Raw genomic sequence first — 20836 nt, forward strand, 5'->3', positions numbered from 1 at the left:
CTAACGACGTAACTGCGCTTCGGTGACGGTTTCTTCGTAGGTTCTTTGCAGATAGAACGCGTTCTAGAAATCGTGTCGGCCACCTGGGTGAAATCGCAGGTCGCGGGCCCGGACTGGATTGATGCAGAGCCCTAGCGTCTGTCCGCATGCATCGCAGGGCTGCGCTGATCGCGTTGGTGGTCTGCGCGTTGATCGCGGGGTGCGGAAGCAGGCTCACCGCCGAGCAACGTGCGGGACTCGTCGTGCCCCAGGGCGGCGGGTCGGGGACTCAGGACGGCACGGCGCCGGTCGAGGACGGCGCGGTGGCCGGCAGCGACGGCACCGCGGGTCAGACCGGCGCCGCCAACCCCCAGCAACCGAACCAGCAGCCGAACCCGCCCGGCAGCATCGCGGGCGGCTGCCAGGGCACCGGTGGCGCGACCGACAAGGGCGTCACCGCAGGCGAGATCACCATCGCCAACATCTCGGACATCAGCGGGCCGGTGCCGGGCATCTTCCAGGCGGCGCAGCAGGGGACCAAGGCGTTCGTCGAGTACTTCAACGCCACCCAGGGCTCGGTGTGCGGGCGCAAGCTGAAGCTCGTCTCCTTCGACTCGCGCACCGACAGCGGCGGTGACCAGCAGGCCACCTCGCAGGCGTGCGAGCAGGCGTTCGCGATGGTCGGCTCGATGTCGGCGTTCGACCAGGGCGGTGGGCCGGCCGCCACCGCGTGCGGGATCCCGGACCTGCGCGCCTCGACGGTCACCGCGCAACGGCAGCGCACGCCGGTGAGCTTCGGCGTCGCGTCGAACCAGGTGAACCTGGTGTCGTCGGCCGGGCCGGACCTGGTGAAGTCGAGCTTCCCCGGCGGCATCGGCGCCGCGGCGTACCTCTACCTCAACGCCGACGCGAGCGCGCAGAACGCCAAGAGCATGCAGAAGGCGGCCGAGGCGCGCGGGATCAAGTTCGTCTACTCGCAGGCCATCGACATCACGGACGTCAACTACGCGCCTTACGTGGCGAAGCTCAAGGAGACGGGCACCAAGATCGTCTACTGGATCGGGTCGGCGCAGTACGCGGTCCGGCTGCAGCAGGCGATGCGGCAGCAGGGGTACACGCCGGACGCGTTCATCACGGACCCGACCGCGTACGACCCGCAGTACATCCGGCAGGGCGGCGCGGCCGTCGACGGCACCGTGGTCTACACGAACGGCGCGCTGTTCGAGGAGAACAACGCTCAGGTCGCGCTGTACAAGCAGTGGCTCGGGCGGGTGGCTCCCGGCGCGGCACCTTCGTACTTCGGGATGTTCGCGTGGGCGGCGGCGCGGTTGTTCGTGACCACGGCGGCGAAGGTGGGCCCGCAGTTGACCCGCAAGGCGATGCTCGACGCGGTTCGCGGGGTGCACGACTTCACGGCCGAGGGGATGGTCGCGCCGCAGGACGTCGGGGGAAAGCGGACTTCGGCCTGCATGTCGCTGGTGAAGTTGAAGGGCGGGGCTTGGTCGCGGCTGGCGCCGGCATCGGGGTACTCGTGCGGGACGTTGATCGACACGGGGGTGGGCGGATGACGGCGCTCCTCGCGTACACGATCTTCGGCCTGGTCACCGGCGGCGCATATGCCGTCGTCGCGGGCGGCCTCGTGCTGACCTACAGCACCTCCAAGGTGTTCAACGTCGGTCACGGCGCGATCGGCATGGTGATGGCGTTCCTCTACTGGGAGCTGGCGGAGAACCGCGGCCTGCCCCAGTGGCTGGCCTTGCTGCTCGTGGTCGGTGTCGGCGCGCCGCTGTTCGGGCTGCTGATCGAACGGTTCGTGATGCGCCGGCTCGCCGGCGCACCGGTCGGGATCACCCTGGTGGCCGGTGTCGGCGTGCTGGTCGGGTTGATCGGCGCGGCCCAGGTGATCTGGCCGCCGCAGGCTCGTCCGGTGCGGCCGTTCCTCGACCAGCTCGGCCTCCACATCGGACAGTCGTTCGTCAGCGGGCACGACCTGGTGACGCTGGCGTGCGCGGTGCTGGTCGCGGGCGGGCTGTACGTCCTGCTGAACCGGACTCGGACGGGCCTTGCGATGCGGGCCTGCGTGGACGCCTCCGAGCTGGCCGCGCTGTACGGCACGCGGCCGAACCGGTTGTCGGCGTTGAGCTGGGCGATCGGGTCCTCGCTGGCCGCGCTGGGCGGCATTCTGCTGACTCCGGTGGTGCAGCTCGACTACGTGACGATGACGTTGCTCGTGATCACGGCCTACACCGCGGCTCTGGTCGGGCGGTTGCGCAGTCTGCCGCTGACGTTCGCGGGCGCGCTGGGGCTCGGCCTGGTGCAGTCCTACGCGGTGGCCTACCTGCCGTCCTCGCCGTTCTGGATCGCCTTCAGGGCCGCGATTCCGGCTCTGCTGCTGTTCGTCGTGCTGCTCGCGATGCCGCAGTCGCCGTTGCGGATCGGTGGGGTGCGGGGGTCGCGCGGGGTGACGGTGCCGAACGCGCTGACGACCGGTGTGGGCGCGGCGCTGTTCTTAGGTGTGGTCGTGGTGCTGGCGTTGCTGGTGGACTCGGTGGTCGCCGGGCAGCTCGCGCTGGGGCTGGTGTTCGGGATCGTACTGCTGTCGATGGTGCTGCTCACCGGGTACGGCGGGGTGGTGTCGCTCGGGCAGTTCACGTTCGTCGGTGTGGGCGCGGTGACGGTGGCGCGGCTCGGCGGATCCCCGTGGACGCTGGTCGTCGGCGCGGTGGTCGCGGCCGCGATCGGCGCGGTGATCGCGTTGACGGCGTTGCGGGTGAGCGGGCTGTACCTCGCGCTGGCGACGCTCGGGTTCGCGCAGCTGATGGACAAGCTCGTGCTGCAGTCGCCGGTCGCGTTCGGGGTGCGGGGGAGCTTGCAGGTGCCGCGCCTGTTCGAGTCGGCTTTCGCGCAGCTCTTGCTGGCAGCAGTGGTGTTCGTGCTGGTCGGAGTGGGCGTGCTGGCTGTGCGGCGCGGACGGCTCGGGCGCCGGATGATCGCGGTCAAGGACAGTTCGGCGGCATGCGCGACGCTCGGCATGAACGTGCGGTGGGTCCGGGTCTGGGTGTTCTCGCTGTCGGCGGCGATCGCGGGCCTGGCGGGAGGGTTGTTCGCGCAGTTGCGGGAAACCGTCGCGGCGAGCGACTTCCAGCTGTTCAACAACCTGCCGCTGCTGCTGTTCGCGGTGATCGCGGGCGTCACGTCGGTGTCCGGGGCCGCGCTGGGCGGGCTGCTGCTGATGCTGCTTCCGGTGCTGCAGAGCGGGTTCCCGGCGTTCGCGGGGGCGGCGGTCGTGCTGCTCGGGGTCGCGGCGGCCGGGCTGGCGCGTGATCCCAACGGCCTGGTGAGCTGGTTCTTCCGGGCCTGGTCCTGGCGGCGCGCATGAGCACGTTGCGGGTGCAGGGCGTGACGGTCCGCTTCGGCGAGGTGACCGCGGTCAACGACGTGACGCTGTCGGTGGAGGTCGGCGTCACCGGGCTGATCGGGCCCAACGGCGCGGGCAAGACCACGTTGTTCGACGTGATCAGCGGGCTGCGCAAGCCGTCCGGCGGCCGGGTGCTGCTGGACGACCGGGACATCACCGCCTGGAGCCCGCACCAGCGGTCCAGGGCGGGCGTGGCGCGGACCTTTCAGCGACTCGAGGTGTTCGGGTCGCTGACCGTGTGGGAGAACGTCGTGGTGGCGCTGGAAAGCCGCCGCCGGCCTGCTCGGCTGGCCACCGGGCTGCTGGAACGGGTCGGGATCGCGGAGTTCGCCTCGAACCAGGCCGACACCGTGCCGACCGGTGCCGCCCGGCTGCTGGAACTGGCGCGGGCCTTGGCCACCGAGCCCTCGTTGCTGTTGCTGGACGAGCCGTCGTCGGGGCTGGACCGCGCCGAGACCGACGCGTTCGGCGCGCTGCTGCAGGAACTGGTGGGGGAGGGGCGCGCTGTCGTTCTCGTCGAGCACGACATGGACCTCGTGATGGGGTACTGCGACGTCGTGCACGTGCTGAACCTGGGACAGCTGCTGACCTCCGGTACACCGTCCGAGATCCGTTCGCACGAAGGTGTCCGGGAGGCGTATCTCGGATGATCGACCTGACGGACGTCCACGCCGGGTACGGGCGGATCGAAGTGTTGCGCGGGGTGTCGCTTTCGGTCCCGCGCGGGACGGTCACGGCGTTGCTCGGCCCGAACGGCGCGGGCAAGTCGACGCTGGTGAAGGTCCTGAGTGGACAGTTGAGGGCGACCAGTGGACATGTTCACCTGGGTGGGGTGCACGTCAACGACGCCGCTCCCGACGAGCTGGCGCGGGCGGGCCTGTGCACGATCCCGGAAGGCCGCGCGATCTTCCCGAACCTCACCGTCGCCGAGAACCTGCGCCTGATGCGCGGCGATCCCGAGGTCGTCTACTCGAGGTTCCCGAAGCTTCGCGTGCGGCACAAGCAGCTCGCGGGCTCGATGTCCGGCGGTGAGCAGCAGATGCTCGCGTTCTCCCGCGCGTTGCTGACCGACCCGGCCGTGCTGGTGGTCGACGAGCTGTCGATGGGCCTCGCGCCGGTGATCGTGGCTGAGCTGTACGAGGTCGTCCGCGAGCTGGCGGAGAGCGGCGTCACGATGCTGATCGTCGAGCAGTTCGCCGAGACCGCCTCGTCCGTGGCCGATCAGGTGGTCGTGATGGCGCACGGCGAGATCGCCGCCGGGGACGACCTGGCTTCCGTCTACTTCGGAGGGACGTCATGAGGTACGCACTCGTCCTGCTGCTTCTCCTGCTGTCCCCGGCGCCGGCCAGGGCGGCGTCCGAGATCGGCGGGTTCACGCTGTCCGCGCACGCCGCGCCCGTCTCCGTGCTGCTGCACACCGACCTGATCCCGGTGCCCGCGGAACCGCAGGGCGAGGTGCACCTCTCCTACACCCAGACCGAGCTGGGTTCCGGCCCGATCGGCCGTTCCGTGGCGAGCTCGGTGTGGCCGGGCGCGGCCGTCGGCACCGGGCTGCCGCAGCTGCTCGGGTTCGCGTATCCGGTGCAGGCCAACGCGGCGCATCCCGGTGGCCCGGCGGACGAGTCGAAGCCGGGCATGCACGCCACCGCGGGGGCCTCGAAAGCCGAGTCGTACGCGGGTGCCAAGCAGGAGGTGCCGTTCCTGCTGACGACCGACGGTCTCGCGTCGACGAGCACCAGCGTGGTGTCGGCGACCGAGGCGCGGTCCACGGCGGTGACGTCCGCGCAAACGATCACGCTGCTCGCCGGACTGGTCGTGATGTCCGGCGTGCGCTTCGAGTCCGTCGCCGTCAGCGATGGCGGCAAGGGGAGCGGCACGAGCACGTTCTCGGTCGCCGAGTTCACCGTGCTGGGCCAGAAGTTCCCGGTCAAGGCACCCGCCGCGCCGCCGGACGGCCTGCTGAAGGCGTTGGAGCCACTGGGGATCACGCTGACGTGGCCGACGTCCGCCACCAAGACCGAGGGGACGGGCGCGACCTCCAGCTCCCGCGGCCTGACCTTGACCGTCGACGTGCTCGCGTTGCGCACCAAGCTGGGCCTCGGCGGGATCCTGGACGGCGTCGTGGCACCGTTGCTGCCCAAGGAGCTCGTGCCGCTGCTGAACCCGCTGCGCAAGATGGTGGTGATCGTCGGCGACACCGAAGCCGTCGCAAACGCTTCCGCCACCGCGCCCCTGACCCCGCCCGATGTTCCTGTGCCGCAAGCACCTCTCGTACCGCCGCCGCCCGCCGCCGGTGGCCAGGCCCCTCTGCCCGGTACGCCGCCGGCAGCCGGCGTCACGCCTCCGCGCGTCGTCGCACCCGTGGCCTCGGCCCGCGCCAAATCCCGGTCGTTGCTCGACTTCCCCGGCGTGCCCGCACTGCTGGTCCTCGCCGGCCTCGGGGTGGCCGCGGCGGGCGCGTTCGGCATGAAGTCGTTCGGCACGTTCCTGCTGGGCGGCGCTCCCTGTCCCTCAGGACACCCCACCGGTGTCCCCGACCTGCGGGTGAACTCATGACCATCCAGGACCGCCGCCGCGCGCGAATGCAGAGCGGACTCGGCTTGATCGGCACGATGCTGATGACGGCGGGGATCGCGGCGATCCTCTTCGCCTGGTGGGGCGTCGCGCACACCGGGTACGTGTGGGAGCAGATCCCCTACGTGGTGTCGGGCGGGATGCTCGGCGTGGGGCTGATCGGGGTCGGCGGCTTCCTGTACTTCGGGTCGTGGCTGGTCAAGCTGCTGGAGGAGCAGCGGCAGACCACGTACGCGTTGCTGCAGCTGCTGGAGGACCGCGACGCGGAGCGCGTTTAGCGCGCGGTGAGGGCGTAGGCCGGCAGCGGTACGTTGCCGCTCTTGCGCGCGGTCTGCCGCAGCAGGTCCTTGGCCAGCCCGTCCGGCGCCTCCTTCACCGCGGACGCGATCTCCCAGTCCGCGTCCTGCAGCCCGCTGGTGTCCACGTCGACGACCTGCTCGACCTGCCATCCGGCCCGGTCCAGCGCGGCGAGCAAGGTCGCGCGGGTGAGCGGAGCGCGGACGTTGCCGTCGGTCTCGCCCATGCGGTCCTGCGCGAGCACGGCCAGCAGGTGCGGGATCTGGTCCGGGTGCGCGGGTTCCGGGTCCCACTCGGCGAAGCACAGTCGTGAACCGAGCGAGCGGAGCTTCGACAGCGTGCGGGCGAGGAGATCCACCGACGCGAAGTACCACGAGCAGTGTGCCAGCACAACGAGTTCGTAACCGGTACCGACGTCGTCGCTCAGCACATCGGTCTCGTACCGCATGGAGATGCGCGAGCCGAGCGGTCCGGCGAGAAGATGCTCAGCGGACTGGCCGACGGTGACCGGCGAACCGTAGGAAGGCGAAGCCACGTCAACACCGACGACCCTCCCGTTTGGACCCACGAGAGACGCCAGCACCGCGGTCATGTCGCCCTGCCCGCAGCCGACCTCCAAAACCGAGGCCCCGTCAGGAATCCGCCACTCGCGACCCAAGGCGCAGCGGTATGTCGTCTGCGCTACCTGGATGTCCGGATCCGGGACCCAGGCGGCCATGAGCTGCGCGATTTCGTGAGCGTTCATCAAAGCCAGACCCTAAGAGAGCGGTCCCACGGCCGCACGCCGATTAGGGGTGTTCACACCCTTGAACCATTGGTCCAGACCAGTTAACGTGCTCGTCATCACGTTCCCCCCTGCACGTGAAGGAGCACCATGAAGAGGTTTCGCTGGCAAATCCTGACCCTCGGGTTGGCGATGGCCACCGTGGTCGGAGGCGTCGTAGCCGCTCCCGCGAGCGGCGCGACGGGCGTGACGGCGGCGTTCACGAAGACGTCGGACTGGGGCACCGGGTACGAGGCCAAGTACACGATCTCCAACGGCGGCTCGTCCGCGCTCACGTCGTGGACCGTCGAGTTCACGCTGCCGAGCGGGCAGGCGATCGCGTCCCTCTGGGACGGCTCGTACACGGCCAGCGGTCAGAACATCACCGTGAAGAACACCTGGAACGGCACCATCGGGGTCGGCGGCACGGCCAGCTTCGGCTTCACCGTGCGCGGCTCGGGCGCGAACCCGTCCAACTGCAAGGTCAACGGCGGCTCGTGCGACGGCGGCGGCACCCCGCCGACGACCACGACCACCACGACGACGACCACCACGTCCACCCCGCCGTTGCCCGGCACCGGCCGCGGCGCGCCCTACCTGTACCTGGGCTGGGGCAACCCGCAGAGCGCGACGCAGGTCATGAGCTCGACCGGCGTCAAGTGGTTCACGCTCGCGTTCGTCCTGTCCAGCGGCGGCTGCTCGCCGGCGTGGGACGGCCAGCGCGCGCTCACCGGTGGCGCCGACCAGCAGACGATCAACGCGATCCGCGGCGCCGGCGGCAACATCGTGCCGTCGTTCGGCGGCTGGAGCGGCAACAAGCTGGGCCCGAACTGCTCGACGCCCGAGGCGCTGGCCGGTGCGTACCAGCAGGTGATCAACGCTTACGGGCTGAAGGCGATCGACATCGACATCGAGAACTCCGACGAGTTCGAGAACACGACGGTCCAGGACCGGATCATCACCGCGCTGAAGATCGTCAAGCAGAACAACCCCGGCATCCAGACGATCGTCACGTTCGGCACCGGCACCACCGGCCCGAACTTCTACGGCGCGCGGCTGATCGACCAGTCCAAGGCGCTGGGCGCGAACATCGACATCTTCACGATCATGCCGTTCGACTTCGGCAGCTCCAACATCCGCACCGACACCATCGGCGCGGCAACGGGGCTGAAGAACAAGCTCAGGTCGACCTTCGGCTGGAGCGACGCCGAGGCGTTCAAGCACGTCGGCATCTCCGGCATGAACGGCCTGTCGGACCAGCGCGAGCTCACGAGCGTCGACGACTGGACGGCCATCCGCGACTGGTCGAAGTCGAACGGGCTGGGGCGCCTCGCGTTCTGGTCGGTGAACCGCGACCGCGGCGGCTGCGACGGTCAGGTGGCGTCGAACTGCTCCGGCATCGGGCAGGCCGAGCTGGCGTTCACCCGCATCACCGCTGGTTTCTGACACGCTCTGAACTCATTTGATCACCAGCCGTCAGCGCCATTTAATCGGTGGCGCTGACGGCTTACTCTTGGCGCATGCGACGACGACGACGATTCTGATCTTCAACTGATGTAGCGAAGACCGCGACAGCGTTCGCGTGGTGCTCGCACCTCGTGCCGATCTACGCGCTGTACGCGTTGTTCTTCGCCGACAGCGGGCTGTCGGACGCCTCCATCTCCGTGCTGCTCGCGATCTGGTCCGCGACCGCGGTCGTGTTCGAGGTGCCGTCCGGGGCGATAGCCGACCGGTTCTCGCGCCGAAGTTCTCTGGTCGCCGCCGGTGTGCTGCAGGCCGCCGGTTACACGTCGTGGGTGTTGTTCCCTTCGTTCTGGGGCTTTGCGGCCGGTTTCGTGCTGTGGGGTCTCGGTGGGACGCTGACGTCCGGCGCGTTCGAGGCCCTGCTCTACGACGGGCTGGCGGCCAACGGCGACGAGGAGCAGTACGGGCGGCTCAACGCGCGGGTCGACACCATCGAGCTGATCGCCCAGGTTCCGGTCGCCGTCATGGCCACGGTGTTGTTCTCGTTCGGTGGCTACGAACTGGCCGGCTGGGTCTCCGTCGCGATGTGCCTGGCGTCTTCGGTGATCGCGTCGCGGTTCCCGGAACCTCCTCGTGAGTCGGAAGAACACGAGAGCTACTTCGCGACCTTGCGCGCCGGTCTGCTGGCATCCGTGCCGATCAAACGTGCTGTGCTCGCGGTGGCGCTGGTGTACGCGATCGACGCCTTCGAGGAGTACTTCACGCTGCTGGTCCAGGACTGGCACGTGCCGACGGTGTGGGTGCCGCTCGCGACGATCGGTGTGCCGTTGCTGGGAGCGGCCGGTGCGTCGCTCGGCGGACGGTTGCCGTTCCGCGGCTGGGTTCTGTTCGCGTCAGGCGCGGTGCTGATCGTGGCCGCGGCGTGGGCGGTGCCGATGGCGATCGTCCTGTTGGCACTGTGCTACGGGCTGTACCGGTTCGTGCTGGTGCAGGTGGAAACCGAGCTGCAGCACCGGATCGAGTCCGACGCTCGTGCCACGGTGACGTCCGTCGCGGCGATCGGGTCGGAGTTCGTGGCGTTCGCGCTCTACGGCCTGTGGGTGTTCGGTGCGGCTTTCGCGGTGGGAGTGCTGATTCTGGTGGTGGCGCTGGTGATCCGGCGTCAGTGAGGGAGAGCGCGCCTGGGGCGGCGTTCGTCGTTGGTCTCGCGGTAGTCCTCGATCGCGAGCGCCACGTCGAACGCCGTCCGCGTGCCGCCGAGCGCCGGCAGGTAGTGGACGCTGCGGGCCAGCGCGTCCAGGTCGACGCTGAAGTACACGCCCATCAACGGGTTCACGAACAGCTCGCTGCCTTCGGTGCGGGTGGTGAACTGGACGTCGCCGAACTCGCCCTTCAACGCGGCCGCGATCTGGCCGTTGACGATGCTCGGCGACAACGGCGTCGCGTCCTGCGCCTGCTGGACCGCCGTGGTGTAGGCGCGGGCCTCGTGGCTGTCCGACGGGATCGACAGCGCGCCGAGGTACGCGCCCTGCTTGTCGAGAGCGGCCAGGTTCTCCAGCACGTGCGCGTGGCACACCCCGTGGTGCGCGTCGACGCCGAACCCGAGGCTCACGACGACTTTGACGGGAACGTCGAGCGCGGCGACCGCGGCCAGGCTCGTCATGTCCTCGGTCGGCGTGCCGAGGTGCTGTTCGTCGCCGCGCAGCAGGATGTCCGTGCCGCCGTCGACGAGCACGATGGCGTCGAGGTCGTGTTTCTCGATGAGCCAGCGGTAGGCGCTTTTCAGGGGCTTGACGCCTGTTCTGGGGAACGCGTAGACCGTGTCGCCGAGGAACCGGGCGAGCTCGCGTTCGGGGAAGTAGGCGTCCTCCCCGCTGGTCTCCGGCTCGATCGCGGCGAGGCCGGGTTCCAGCCACGCGTCGAGGTCGAGGCGTTCGAGGTCGCTGAAGCTGAGGCTCGCGTAGTGGACGCGCTTGCCCAGGTCGCGCAGCGCGACGCCGAGGGGGAGGCCGGCGAACACGTCGAACCCGCCGCCCGCTCCGGCGATCAGGACGTTCCGTGCACTGTGGAGTCTGGCGAACAACGGCGGCTGGGCAAGGCTGAACACGTGTCCGACAGTAGCTTTTCCACCTCTCGCGGGCTGCTGACTTTCACGAGCAGCCGATCGGGACCGAGGCCGAGCCCCTGGTCGAGGTCGTCCGCGAGCACGCCGAGCCTCGGGTTCTCGGCCTGGTCGCGGTACCTGCCGACGTGCTCGGTCTGGCCGGCGTACACGAACAGGCCGTCGTCGTGCCGCGCGGCGAGGTCGGCGATCTCGGGTGAGCGGGCGCAGGCGTGCCAGAAGTAGGGTCTGTTGTGCCACAACGAGATCAGTGTCTCGTAGTGTTCGATCGTCAGCGGCAGGCCGTACTGGATCTCCTTGCCGAACCAGCCGAACACCTTGGCCGTGTTCCCCCGGCCGAACACGACGTCGAGCCGGTTCGGGGCCAGCAGCTGCAGGGTGGCGTACTCGGCGGCGATCCTGGCCGGGTCGTTCGTGGTGATCAGCGTGGTGGCGGTGGAGAGCCGCAGCGTCGTCCTGGCCGCGATGTGGGCCAGGAGCGTGGCAGGGCAGGACGAGTTGTAGGGCGGGTTGTGGTGCTCGCCCACCGCGAAGACGTCGAAGCCGGCCTCGTCGGCCGCTATCGCCAGGCCGACGATCTCGTGGGGTTCGAGGTCGCCCGCGGTGTAGACGCCGATCTGCACGTTCTCAGTCTGCTCGGCTTTCGTCCGCTCGGTCGAGCCACAGCGTCCACAGGCAGCCCGCCGCGGCCAGCGCGCCGCCGGTCGCCAGTGCCATGGAGATGTCCTCGGCGCTCGCGATGAGGCCGAGCAGGATCGGGCCGCCACCGAGCCCGATGTCGATGAACGCGCTGGCGGTACCGGACGCGGCGCCTCGCTGGTGGGGTTCGGCGGTGGCGAAGATGGCCGCGAAGAAGGCCGGCGTGCTGAACGTGACGCCCGCGCCGAGCACGACGCTGCCCACGATGAGGGTGTTCGGGGTCGCGGTGAGGACCAGTCCTGTCGCGATGACCGCGAGGGCGATGGCGCCGAGCTTCAACGGCGGCAGGCGGTCCGGGACCTTCGCGAACACCGCCCGGCACGCGACGACCGTGGCGCCGTACAAGAACAGCGGGAGACTGGTGTTCTCGAAGCCGGTCTGCTGGGCCCGCAACGCGGAGAACGCCAGGAACCCACCGGTGGCCGCGAGCGCCGCGCACAGGCCGATGCTCGGCGGGATGGCCGGGCGGTGGATCAGCTTGGTGTCAGTGGACTTGGCGGGCGTGCCGGTCTCGCCGAGGAACGCCGCCGCCGCGGTGGCGGTCGCGCAGAGTCCGGCGGCGGTGAGCCAGGCCGCGGGAAACGACTGCTGGGTCAGGACTTCGCCCAGCGGCGGGCCCGCGGCGAGGCCCAGGTAGAGGCCGAGCGAGTTGAGGCTGAGCGCTTCGCCGAGGCGGTCCGGCGGGGCGATGTCCACCAGGGCGGCGAACCCGGCCACGAAGAACGCGGCCTCGCCCACGCCCAGCAGGAGCCTGAGGGCGACGATCGCGGGCAGATCGGTGGCGAGCGCGGTCAGGGCGAGGCTGGCGGCGGCGAGCAAGGCGCCGCCGAGCAGGAGCGGTCGGCGGCCGATGCGGTCGGTGAGGCGGCCTGCTGCCGGGCGGAGCAGGAGCGCGGAGATGGCGAACGCGCCGAACGCGAGGCCCGCGGCGGCTTTGGAGCTGTGCAGTGGGCCAGTCACGTAAAGCGGCAGCGTGTAGACCGCGATGCCCATCGCGGTGAAGTAGCCCAGGTCAGCGGCGGTGAGGAGGGCGAAGCGCGAGGTCAGCAGGCGCGCCATCGCAACAGGGTGCGCCAGGAGACGCCGTTGCGCACCTCAGACCGGGGAACTGAAAGTGTTCATCAACTGAGCACTTTCTGGCCGAACCCGAAAAGGTCCCCGCCAAAATTCCTGCGTGCCTCCACCTGGGCGATTCCATCGGAGGCGGCGTAACGCCAGGATCTGGCGATCAGATCAAACTGCACAAGCCGGACAAACGCGGAGGCCGCCCGTGCTCGTCGTCCAGATCTTCCTGCCACTGGCGCTCGCGCTGGTCATGTTCGGCCTCGGCCTCACGCTCACCGTCGCGGACTTCGCCAGGGTCGCGAAATATCCCAAAGCCGCGGTCATCGCCCTGGTCTGCCAGGTGGTCGTCCTGCCGGCGATCTGCCTCGGGCTGGTGCTCGCGTTCGGGCTCGAGGGGGTGCTGGCGGTCGGCATGATGTTGCTCGTGGCGTCTCCCGGCGGGACGTCGGCGAACCTCTTCAGCCACCTCGCGGGCGGGGACGTGGCGCTCAACATCACGCTCACGGCGATCAACTCGGTGCTCGCGGTGTTCACGTTGCCGGTGGTGGTCGGGCTGAGCATGGCGCACTTCCTGGCGGACGACGCGGCGGTCGGGTTGCAGCCTGCCAAGTTCGTGCAGGTGTTCGCGATCGTGCTGGTGCCGGTGGCGATCGGCATGGTGGTGCGGAACAGGTACCAGGCCTGGGCGCTGCGGATGAACGACCCGGTGCGGATCGCGTCGGTGGTCGTGCTGGTGCTGGTGATCATCGCGGCGATCGCGCAGGCGTACCGGCAGCTGCTGGACAACATCGGGACGCTCGGGCCGGTCGCGCTCCTGCTCAGCATCCTGAGCCTGCTGGTCGGGTACTACGTGCCGAAGGCGTTCGGTGTGGAGCGGGGGCAGGCGGTCGCCAGCGCCATGGAGATCGGGATCCACAACGCCACCATCGCGATCACGCTGGCGTTGACGGTGCTGAACGACGAGACGATGGCGATCGCGCCCGCGGTGTACGGGGTGCTGATGTACGTGCCGGCGGCGGTCGCGGCACGGCTGCTTTCCCACAACCAAAAGAGGTTGCGCACGCGGCTAGGTTGATCGGTGACATGCGTTCACCCTTCATCGCGGCCGTCATCGTTGCCGCAACAGCAGTTCCCGCCCACGCCGCGGGAACCACCATCAGCACAGACACGGGATTCGTGTCGGGAAGCATCACCAACGCCCAGCGCTCCTTCCAGGGCATCCCCTTCGCCGCGCCACCGACCGGAGCGAACCGCTGGCGCGACCCGCAGCCGGTCCAGCCCTGGCACGGAGTCCTCGAGGCCACCAAACCCGGCCCGCGGTGCGCGCAGGACGAGGGGCTCGGCAGCCCCGCCAGCGACAGCGAGGACTGCCTGTACCTCAACGTCACCACGCCGGCCAAGGCGGTGAACCGGCCGGTCATGGTCTGGATTCACGGCGGTGGCTTCACCAGTGGCGCCGGGTCGGACTACGGCGTGGACCAGTTGGTGCGCAACGGTTCCGTCGTCGTGACAATCAACTACCGGCTCGGCGCGTTCGGGTACTTCGGGTTCCCGGGGCTCGAGGGCTCGGGTGCGTTCGGGCTGAAGGACCAGCAGAAAGCACTCGAGTGGGTGCGGCGCAACATCAGGCAGTTCGGCGGAGACCCCGGCAACGTCACGTTGTTCGGGGCTTCGGCGGGCGGGCTGTCGACGTGCGCGCAGCTGACGTCGCCGAAGACGCAGGGCCTCTTCCAGCGGGCGATCATCCAGAGTGGACCGTGCCAGCTCGGCATTCCGGCGGGCGAGAACCAGGTCCTCCACCCGTGGGCCAAGCGCGAGGACGTCGAGCAGGCCGGTGCTACGGCACCGCACGGCTGCACCGACCTGAGCTGCCTTCGCGGCCTGTCCGTCCAGGAGGTCAAGAAGCTCACGCCGCTGTTCTCCAAGCCCGCGTACGACACGGAAGCCTTGCCGCACAACCCGATCACGGCGCTGCGGGAGGGTCGCTTCCACCAGATCCCGATCCTCGCGGGCACCACGCGTGACGAGCTGACGGTGTTCGTGGCGATGTACTACCCGCCGCTCGACGCCACCGGGTACGACCAGGCCCTCGCACAAACCTTCGGTGCGGCCAAGGCGAAGCAGGTCCTGGACGCCTACCCGCCGAAGGGTGGCGACGAGCGAAAGCAGCTCTCGGCCGTCCTCACGGCGATGACCTCGACCTGCACGACCGACGAGCTCCGAGCCCAAACGAGCGCTTACGGCTACGAGTTCGCTGAGCCGAAGCCGCCGATGATCTTCCCGGGCATGCCGGAGTTCGAGTACGGCGCCTACCACGGCTCGGAGCTGCCGTTCCTGCTGCGGTACGGCAACGCCGAGTTCGACGCGAAGCAGCAGAAGCTGTCACGGGAGATGGTCGACGTGTGGACGAGGTTCGCGCGGACCGGACGCCCTGGCTGGGAGCGCCAGGACGTCCGGGTCTTCGCGACGCGGGAGGTCGAACCGGTGAACCCCCGCTGCGACCTCTGGTCGAGCTAGAACACCACGCCTCGCTGCGGCGCGCGTCCGTGCGACTTGCCGGGCGCGCGCACGCCGTTGACCGTCGAGGTGTCGAAGGCGAACGTGATCACCGCGGTGGCGATCGCGTCGGCGTTGACGTCCAGCGCGGTCAGGTTCAGGTTCGCCCTGGTGTCGCACGGCTGGTGGTAGCACGCGTCGAACGCGACGCCGGCGGTTCCGCCGTACCGTGCGGCCTGCTCGGCCGTCTTCACGTCCTCCGCGCCGGTGAACAGGCCGCCCGCCGGGATGTTGACGGCGATGAACGGGCCGTAGTCCGAACGCCCGGAGAACTCGGTGTCCTCGGACGGCAGACCCCGGCCGGCGTAGAACTTCTCGAAGACGTCCTCGATCTGCGCCGACCCCGGTGGGATCGGGACCGGGGCGGTGCCGCTCGAGTCGTCACCGTCGTAGATGCCGAAGAAGTAGTTCGGCGAGCCGACCATGTCGAAGTTCAGGTACAGCGCGATGCGGTCCCGGTCGGCCTGCGGCAGCGTGGTGACGTAGTGGTCGGAACCGAGCAGGCCCGACTCCTCTGCGCCCCACCAGGCGAAGCGGACCTTGGCGTTGGTCTTCACCTTCGACATCTGGATCGCGGTCTCCAGCAACGCCGCCGAGCCGCTGCCGTTGTCGTTGATGCCCGGTCCGTTCTGGACGCTGTCGAGGTGCGCGCCCGCCATCACGACGTTGTTCGCGTTGCCGTACTGCGATTCGGCGAGCACGTTCCACGCGGTTCGGGTGTCGGTGAGGACGTCCACCTTCACCCTGACCGTGGCGGGCGAGAGGGTGAGGAGTTGTGCGCCGGTGGCGAAGGTCGCGGACACGACGGGAATGGTGAGCCCTGTGGCGTCACCGATCGGGATCACGATCCCGGTGCGGCCGGGCTGACCCTCGTTGAAGAAGATCACCGCTGACGCCCCCGCCGCCTGGGCGTTGAACGCTTTCACGGTGAAGTTGCAGGTGCCGCGCTGGATCAGCGCGATGTTGCCGGGCGCGAACCCGGCGAAGTCGGCCGCCTCGCAGCCGCTCGAGCTCGTGTTCGCGGGGGAGCCGGGCGAGAGCACGACGTCGACCGCCTGGAGCGAACCGGTGACGTCGCCCTGGGCCCTGGGCGCGAAGTCGGTGTAGGTGAAGTCGAGGTCCTTGCGGTACGAGAGCGCGATCGGGGCGATCACGTCGAGCCGGGAGTTGTCCTCGAGATAGGTGAAGTCGAACGCCTGCACGGTGGGTGAGTACCCTGCCGCGTTCAGCCGCGAGACCACGTAGTTCACCGAGGCCTGATATCCAGGACGTCCGGCCGCGCGGTCGCCGTTCGCGTTCGAGATCGCCTGGAGCGCGTCGAGGTGCCGCAGGACGCCGTTGAGCGTCACGGCTTTGGTGAGTTTGGCAGGGGAGTTGTTGTTGGGATCAGCGAGTGCCTGGCCGGTCACGGCGAGTGGCAGTACGAGCGCCATCGTCGAGAGGAGCGCGAGACGTCTGCGCCGAGAGCGTTGGGTCATCGGTATGCCTCCATGCGTACATCGCCGCCGAATGCATCCCCTGTGGTCAGTCGTTGTCTGATGTGTCCTGTGTTACACCTTTTCTGCTGGAGGTGGGTGTTTGTTCCCGTTGCTGCGGACCGCCGTCCGCGTCGAGCCGCTGGAGGGCGACGGTCTCACCAACGTCCTGCACCTCGTGACGCTGGCCGACGGGCGCAAAGCCGTGCTGCGGCAACCGAAGGTGGCGCGCGACCTGCCGAAGTTCGTGGTGCCCGGCGCACCGGAGGTCCTCGCCCACAACGGACGCGGTGACGTGCTGGTCGAGTACGTCGAGGGGCGGACGCTGGCGGATGCCCTGCCGGTGTCCGAAGACGTCTGGCGCAGCCTCGGCGACGCGTTCCGCAAGATCCACCGGGTCGGCCTGCTGCACAACGACGTCAACCTTTACAACATCATCGTCGGCGACGGCAAAGCCACGCTGATCGACTGGGACAACCCCGGCCAGGGCAACCCGCTCGACGAGCTCGCGGCGTTCGAGGAGCACCTCTACCTGCACGGAACCGCGCTGCCCCAGGCGTTCTGGACGGGCTACGGCTCCACACCGGACCTGAACCTGCTCCGGACACACCGGATCGCGGGCTGCATCGGCTGGCTCGCGAGCGGGGACTGGCGGCAGTGGGAGAACGACAGGACGCTGCGGCCCGAGCTGCGGGAGCGGGTCCGGAACTGGCGACGGCTGCTCGCTCGGTGGCTCGCCGACCAGCTCCGGACCGCTGTGCTCGAAACTGACGGGCTAACGACTGAGGTTGCGGTACTTCAGCACCGACAGCGGCCAGAAGACCGCCACGAACACCGCAGGCCACAGCACAGCCAGTAGCAACGAGTGCTGCGCGGCCCACGAGTCGCCGCCGACACCGGGGTTGCCGAACAGCTCCCGCGCCGCCGCCACCGTGGACGACAGCGGGTTCCACTCCGACACCGCGCGCAGCCAGCCCGGCATCAGCTCCGGCGAGACGAACGTGTTCGCGAACATCGTCAGCGGGAACAGGAACATCCACGACGCCTGCGCGGCCTCCGGCTTCACCAGCAGCCCCAGGTAGATGCCGACCCACACGAGCGCGAACCGCAGCCACAGGAACAGCGCGAACGCCAGCAGCGCGTTGAGCAGCCCGTCGTGGAACGACCAGCCGATCACCAGCCCGCACAACGCCAGCACCAGCAGCTCCAGCGACGAGTTGACCAGGTCGGCGATGCTGCGCCCGGCCACCACGCCGGTTTGCGACATCGGCGAGGCGCGGAACCGGTCCGTCACGCCGCGGTCGGCGTCCATCGACACCATCATGAGCGTGGTGCCGACGCCGAACGCGATGGTCTGGCCGAACATGCCCGGCAGCAGGAACTCGATGTACTCACCGCCGCCGAAGACGTTCATCGCGCTGCCGAACACCAGCCCGAAGATCAGCACCGAGATGACCGGGTAGGCCAGGTTCGCGAACACCCTGACCGGCTCGCGCAGCCAGTGGATCAGGTCGCGCTTGGCGACCACCCACGAGTCGATCACCGCGTACCTCATGCCCGCACCCCCGAAGTGTCGACGGCCTTGTGCCCGGTGATCGCGAGGAAGACCTCGTCGAGCGTGGGCCTGCGCAACGCGATGTCCTCCGCTTCGACACCCTTCGCCGCCAGTGCCGACGTCACCCTGGTCAACGCGGCCACCCGGTCGGTCACCGCCGCGCTCACCCGGAACCCGTCCGGGTCGACCTCGGCGTCGCGCCCGAGCACGTCGCGGACGACCGGCAGCTCGTCGGCGGTGCGGACCACGACCTCGATCCGGTCGCCGCCGAGCTTGGACTTGAGCTGATCCGGCGTGCCCTGCGCGGCCACCCGGCCGGTGTCCAGCACGACGATCTGGTCCGCCAGCTGGTCGGCCTCGTCGAGGTACTGCGTGGTGAGCAGGACCGTCGTCCCCTCGGCGACGACCCTCTTCACCTCCCGCCACACCTCGCCGCGGTTGCGCGGGTCGAGGCCGGTCGTCGGTTCGTCCAGGAACAGCACCGACGGCCGCTGGATGAAGCTCGACGCCAGGTCCAGGCGCCGCCGCATGCCGCCCGAGTACTGCTTGGCGCGCTTGTCCGCCGCGTCGGTGAGCCCGAACTGCTCCAGCAGCTCATCGGCCCTGACTGACGCCTGGCGCTTCGAGAGGTGGTAGAGCCGCCCCCACATCACCAGGTTCTCCTTGCCGGTCAGCACGTCGTCCACCGTCGACTGCTGGCCGTTCAGCGCCACCTGCCGGCGAACCTGGGACGCCTCCCGAGCCACGTCGAAGCCCGCCACCTCCGCGTGGCCGCCGTCCAGGCGCAGCAGCGTGGCCAGGATGCGCACGGCCGTCGTCTTGCCCGCGCCGTTGGGGCCGAGCAGCCCGCACACCGTTCCCGCCGGTACGGCCAGGTCGAACCCGTCGAGCGCCGCCTTCTTGTCGAACCTCTTGCGCAGGCCTTCCGCGAGCACCGCGTGTCCCACGACTTCACCCCCATGACTTAACTGTGTACTAAGTAAGCTAGGTGTACGTTGTACACGGTTCTAAGATTCACAGCAACCAGGTTGTGAAAGAGGGGGCTGGGGTGAAGGACGACCGGAACCGCAGCGTGCGCCTGTTGTGGGAGACGCCCGCCGAGCCGAGCAGGGGGCCCAAGGCCGCGCTCAGCCAGGCGAGGGTGGTCGAGGCGGCCATCAAGGTCGCCGACGCGGAGGGCATCGAGGCGCTGACGATGCGCCGGGTCGCCGAGACCCTGGGTTTCACCACCATGTCGCTGTACCGGCACGTCCCCGGCAAGTCCGAGCTGCTGGACCTCATGGTCGACGCCGTGTGGGGCGAGACCGAGCGCACGCCGAAGGGCCCGTGGCGCGACGGCCTGGACTTCTACGCGCGGCAGCTGTGGTCGATGTACCGCGCACACCCGTGGCTGCTGCAGCTCACCAACGCGCGGCGGATGCCCGGCCCGAACGCGATGACCCGCACCGACGCGGCGTTCGCCGTGGTCTCCGAGCTGGGGCTGAAGACGGAGGAGATGGTCGCGGTCGTGACGAGCGTCGGCCAGTTCGTCGCCGGCGTGGGCAGGACGATGGCCGACAGGGTCCTCGCCGAACGGGAGACCGGGGTGAGCGAGGAGGACTGGTGGAACGACCGGGACGAGCTCTGGGAGCACTTCACGCCCGAACGGCTGCCGATGATGACGCACATCTGGAACTCCGGCGGCTTCGAACGGCCGCTGGACGAGTTCGAGTTCGGTCTGGCGCGGCTCCTGGACGGCCTCGCGGTGTTCGTCGAAGCAGGCGAACGACCGCCAGTTCGTCCAGCAACGTGCCTGTAGCCATTCGAGACACCTTGAGTCGTCCGATCGAGTGAAATGCGCAGCTCAGACAGCCCCTGAACCGTAGTTGCCCGGTTACGTAATGCCATTGTTATCGGCAATCAGAATGAACTCGTTCGCGAGCTGAACCAACCACTCCTATCTGCCCGTTTTCCTTGTGACACCGTTTCGCCGCGGGGGTCGAATCGGGACGACGAGGAGGTCGTATGACAGCTGGCGCGCACGACGCGGTCACCCTTGGCTGCTACGCGCTCGGCGTTCTGGACGCGCACGAGAGTCATGGCGTGGAGCAGCACCTGTTGGGCTGTCCGTCCTGCCGTGCGCAGGTCGCCGACTTCCACCGGATCCGCATGGTGCTCGACGAGATACCTCGAGAAGCATTTCTGCACGAGCTCGAAGCCGACCTGCCCAAGCCGTCGGACCTGGTGCTGCAGCGCACGCTGCGGCAGATCAGGAACGAGTCGGTCATCCCGCAGCAGCGGGAGTCCGATCCTCGTCCCAGAGCCAGTCCGCGGCCGGTGGAGGAGGAGTTCCCCGAACCGCAGCACGCCAAGCCCCGCCGCTGGCCGGGCTACCTCGCCGCCGCGGCAGTCGCCGCGGTGGTCGCGTTCGGGGGCGCTGCCGTGCTCATGCAGAACCAGACGCCGGGAACGAACATCGCAACGACCCGCACGGGCGAGGCGACGACGGGCGGGATCAAGATGGTGGCGGAGATCTCGCCGTCATCGCAGGACCGCTACCTGGTCACGGCCGACATCAACGGTCTGCCCGCCGCGCAGAAGTGCAAGCTGGTGGTGGTGAAGGCGGACGGGAGCAAGACCGAGGCCTTCGCGTGGACCTCGACCGAGAAGGGCAGGGTCGAAGGCTCCAAGGTGCGGGGCATGGTCAGCGTCCCGCCCGACCAGGTGAAGTCGATCTCGGTCGAGAACGCCGACGGCAAGGCGTTCGTGGTGGCGAACCTGCAGGGACAGTAGGACTGGCAGTAAGGCCAGACAGTAAGGACAGAAACGGACAAGGGCCCGGATTCCAGTGGAATCCGGGCCCTTCTCGGTTGGAGCTTACATTGATGTA

At 69.0% G+C, this 20836-nt stretch carries 20 protein-coding genes; 13 read left to right on the top strand and 7 right to left on the bottom strand.

Features of this window, described 5'->3' with window-relative positions; genetic code table 11:
- The first annotated feature begins 146 nt into the window (after positions 1-146).
- Genes ABZ345_RS12130 through ABZ345_RS12155 form a run of 6 tightly spaced genes read left to right on the top strand, consistent with a single transcriptional unit; the run spans position 147 to position 6249 of the window.
- Positions 147-1547 (top strand): ABC transporter substrate-binding protein, encoded by a 1401-nt coding sequence (locus tag ABZ345_RS12130; RefSeq protein ID WP_359846108.1) that lies wholly within the window; start codon positions 147-149, stop codon positions 1545-1547.
- On the top strand, positions 1544-3358 hold the full coding sequence (locus ABZ345_RS12135) for an ABC transporter permease (protein WP_359846111.1): 1815 nt from the start codon (positions 1544-1546) through the stop codon (positions 3356-3358). Before ABZ345_RS12130 ends, ABZ345_RS12135 begins: the two co-directional genes overlap by 4 nt.
- Positions 3355-4047, top strand: coding sequence for an ABC transporter ATP-binding protein (locus ABZ345_RS12140; protein WP_359846114.1), 693 nt, complete (start codon positions 3355-3357; stop codon positions 4045-4047). Before ABZ345_RS12135 ends, ABZ345_RS12140 begins: the two co-directional genes overlap by 4 nt.
- On the top strand, positions 4044-4697 hold the full coding sequence (locus tag ABZ345_RS12145; protein ID WP_359846117.1) for an ABC transporter ATP-binding protein: 654 nt from the start codon (positions 4044-4046) through the stop codon (positions 4695-4697). Before ABZ345_RS12140 ends, ABZ345_RS12145 begins: the two co-directional genes overlap by 4 nt.
- Positions 4694-5953, top strand: coding sequence for a choice-of-anchor P family protein (locus ABZ345_RS12150; RefSeq protein ID WP_359846120.1), 1260 nt, complete (start codon positions 4694-4696; stop codon positions 5951-5953). The genes ABZ345_RS12145 and ABZ345_RS12150 overlap by 4 nt, the downstream gene beginning before the upstream one ends.
- On the top strand, positions 5950-6249 hold the full coding sequence (locus tag ABZ345_RS12155) for a hypothetical protein (RefSeq protein WP_359846123.1): 300 nt from the start codon (positions 5950-5952) through the stop codon (positions 6247-6249). Before ABZ345_RS12150 ends, ABZ345_RS12155 begins: the two co-directional genes overlap by 4 nt.
- Here the strand turns inward: ABZ345_RS12155 and ABZ345_RS12160 are convergent.
- Positions 6246-7013, bottom strand: coding sequence for a methyltransferase domain-containing protein (locus ABZ345_RS12160; protein WP_359846125.1), 768 nt, complete (start codon positions 7011-7013; stop codon positions 6246-6248). The two genes, ABZ345_RS12155 and ABZ345_RS12160, sit on opposite strands and share 4 nt — an antisense overlap.
- A gap of 171 nt (positions 7014-7184) precedes the next feature.
- Between ABZ345_RS12160 and ABZ345_RS12165 the strand changes: the two genes are divergently transcribed.
- On the top strand, positions 7185-8477 hold the full coding sequence (locus ABZ345_RS12165; protein WP_359846637.1) for a cellulose binding domain-containing protein: 1293 nt from the start codon (positions 7185-7187) through the stop codon (positions 8475-8477).
- A gap of 152 nt (positions 8478-8629) precedes the next feature.
- Entirely contained in the window at positions 8630-9664 is a 1035-nt protein-coding gene (locus ABZ345_RS12170; protein ID WP_359846128.1) for an MFS transporter, read from the top strand.
- On the opposite strand, the gene ABZ345_RS12175 is transcribed toward ABZ345_RS12170, so the two are convergent.
- Genes ABZ345_RS12175 through ABZ345_RS12185 form a run of 3 tightly spaced genes read right to left on the bottom strand, consistent with a single transcriptional unit; the run spans position 9658 to position 12375 of the window.
- Positions 9658-10602: a DUF1152 domain-containing protein gene (locus tag ABZ345_RS12175; protein WP_359846131.1), complete on the bottom strand. Its 945-nt coding sequence runs from the start codon at positions 10600-10602 to the stop codon at positions 9658-9660. The genes ABZ345_RS12170 and ABZ345_RS12175 overlap by 7 nt on opposite strands.
- On the bottom strand, positions 10542-11240 hold the full coding sequence (locus ABZ345_RS12180; protein WP_359846133.1) for an LLM class flavin-dependent oxidoreductase: 699 nt from the start codon (positions 11238-11240) through the stop codon (positions 10542-10544). The genes ABZ345_RS12175 and ABZ345_RS12180 overlap by 61 nt, the downstream gene beginning before the upstream one ends.
- Positions 11241-11244: 4 nt before the next feature.
- Entirely contained in the window at positions 11245-12375 is a 1131-nt protein-coding gene (locus ABZ345_RS12185; protein WP_359846136.1) for an MFS transporter, read from the bottom strand.
- A gap of 211 nt (positions 12376-12586) precedes the next feature.
- On the opposite strand from ABZ345_RS12185, the gene ABZ345_RS12190 reads away from it, so the two are divergent.
- Both ABZ345_RS12190 and ABZ345_RS12195 read left to right on the top strand, forming a co-directional pair.
- Positions 12587-13456, top strand: a complete 870-nt coding sequence (locus ABZ345_RS12190; protein WP_359846139.1) for a bile acid:sodium symporter family protein — start codon at positions 12587-12589, stop codon at positions 13454-13456.
- Between the two features lie 8 nt (positions 13457-13464).
- Complete coding sequence (locus ABZ345_RS12195) at positions 13465-14898, top strand: carboxylesterase family protein (protein ID WP_359846142.1); 1434 nt, start codon at positions 13465-13467, stop codon at positions 14896-14898.
- Here the strand turns inward: ABZ345_RS12195 and ABZ345_RS12200 are convergent.
- The gene (locus tag ABZ345_RS12200) at positions 14895-16415 is read right to left on the bottom strand and encodes a M28 family peptidase (RefSeq protein WP_359846145.1); all 1521 of its coding nucleotides are present in this window, start codon (positions 16413-16415) and stop codon (positions 14895-14897) included. The two genes, ABZ345_RS12195 and ABZ345_RS12200, sit on opposite strands and share 4 nt — an antisense overlap.
- A gap of 100 nt (positions 16416-16515) precedes the next feature.
- Here ABZ345_RS12200 and ABZ345_RS12205 point away from each other — a divergent pair, with 100 nt between their 5' ends.
- On the top strand, positions 16516-17271 hold the full coding sequence (locus ABZ345_RS12205; RefSeq protein WP_359846147.1) for a hypothetical protein: 756 nt from the start codon (positions 16516-16518) through the stop codon (positions 17269-17271).
- Here ABZ345_RS12205 and ABZ345_RS12210 read toward each other — a convergent pair.
- Positions 17188-17967 carry an ABC transporter permease gene (locus ABZ345_RS12210; protein WP_359846150.1) on the bottom strand — a complete coding sequence of 260 codons (780 nt, stop codon included), beginning with the start codon at positions 17965-17967 and terminating at the stop codon, positions 17188-17190. The two genes, ABZ345_RS12205 and ABZ345_RS12210, sit on opposite strands and share 84 nt — an antisense overlap.
- Complete coding sequence (locus ABZ345_RS12215; RefSeq protein WP_359846153.1) at positions 17964-18914, bottom strand: ATP-binding cassette domain-containing protein; 951 nt, start codon at positions 18912-18914, stop codon at positions 17964-17966. The genes ABZ345_RS12210 and ABZ345_RS12215 overlap by 4 nt, the downstream gene beginning before the upstream one ends.
- Before the next feature lie 101 nt (positions 18915-19015).
- On the opposite strand from ABZ345_RS12215, the gene ABZ345_RS12220 reads away from it, so the two are divergent.
- Positions 19016-19765 carry a TetR/AcrR family transcriptional regulator gene (locus ABZ345_RS12220; protein WP_359846156.1) on the top strand — a complete coding sequence of 250 codons (750 nt, stop codon included), beginning with the start codon at positions 19016-19018 and terminating at the stop codon, positions 19763-19765.
- 206 nt (positions 19766-19971) lie between these two features.
- Positions 19972-20739: a zf-HC2 domain-containing protein gene (locus tag ABZ345_RS12225; RefSeq protein ID WP_359846159.1), complete on the top strand. Its 768-nt coding sequence runs from the start codon at positions 19972-19974 to the stop codon at positions 20737-20739.
- Positions 20740-20836 lie beyond the last annotated feature (97 nt).

The organism is Lentzea sp. NPDC005914, assembly GCF_040629405.1.
In the GTDB taxonomy this organism is placed as follows: Bacteria; Actinomycetota; Actinomycetes; order Mycobacteriales; family Pseudonocardiaceae; genus Lentzea.

Bases quoted from the DNA above. Each gene is read 5' to 3' on its own strand.
- ABZ345_RS12150 (WP_359846120.1), top strand. From the start codon at position 4,694: ATGAGGTACGCACTCGTCCTGCTGCTTCTCCTGCTGTCCCCGGCGCCG.
- ABZ345_RS12165 (WP_359846637.1), top strand. From the start codon at position 7,185: ATGGCCACCGTGGTCGGAGGCGTCGTAGCCGCTCCCGCGAGCGGCGCG.
- ABZ345_RS12200 (WP_359846145.1), bottom strand. From the start codon at position 16,415: ATGACCCAACGCTCTCGGCGCAGACGTCTCGCGCTCCTCTCGACGATG.
- ABZ345_RS12225 (WP_359846159.1), top strand. From the start codon at position 19,972: ATGACAGCTGGCGCGCACGACGCGGTCACCCTTGGCTGCTACGCGCTC.
- ABZ345_RS12145 (WP_359846117.1), top strand. From the start codon at position 4,044: ATGATCGACCTGACGGACGTCCACGCCGGGTACGGGCGGATCGAAGTG.
- ABZ345_RS12195 (WP_359846142.1), top strand. From the start codon at position 13,465: ATGCGTTCACCCTTCATCGCGGCCGTCATCGTTGCCGCAACAGCAGTT.
- ABZ345_RS12130 (WP_359846108.1), top strand. From the start codon at position 147: ATGCATCGCAGGGCTGCGCTGATCGCGTTGGTGGTCTGCGCGTTGATC.
- ABZ345_RS12135 (WP_359846111.1), top strand. From the start codon at position 1,544: ATGACGGCGCTCCTCGCGTACACGATCTTCGGCCTGGTCACCGGCGGC.
- ABZ345_RS12140 (WP_359846114.1), top strand. From the start codon at position 3,355: ATGAGCACGTTGCGGGTGCAGGGCGTGACGGTCCGCTTCGGCGAGGTG.
- ABZ345_RS12185 (WP_359846136.1), bottom strand. From the start codon at position 12,375: ATGGCGCGCCTGCTGACCTCGCGCTTCGCCCTCCTCACCGCCGCTGAC.
- ABZ345_RS12155 (WP_359846123.1), top strand. From the start codon at position 5,950: ATGACCATCCAGGACCGCCGCCGCGCGCGAATGCAGAGCGGACTCGGC.
- ABZ345_RS12160 (WP_359846125.1), bottom strand. From the start codon at position 7,013: ATGAACGCTCACGAAATCGCGCAGCTCATGGCCGCCTGGGTCCCGGAT.
- ABZ345_RS12210 (WP_359846150.1), bottom strand. From the start codon at position 17,967: ATGAGGTACGCGGTGATCGACTCGTGGGTGGTCGCCAAGCGCGACCTG.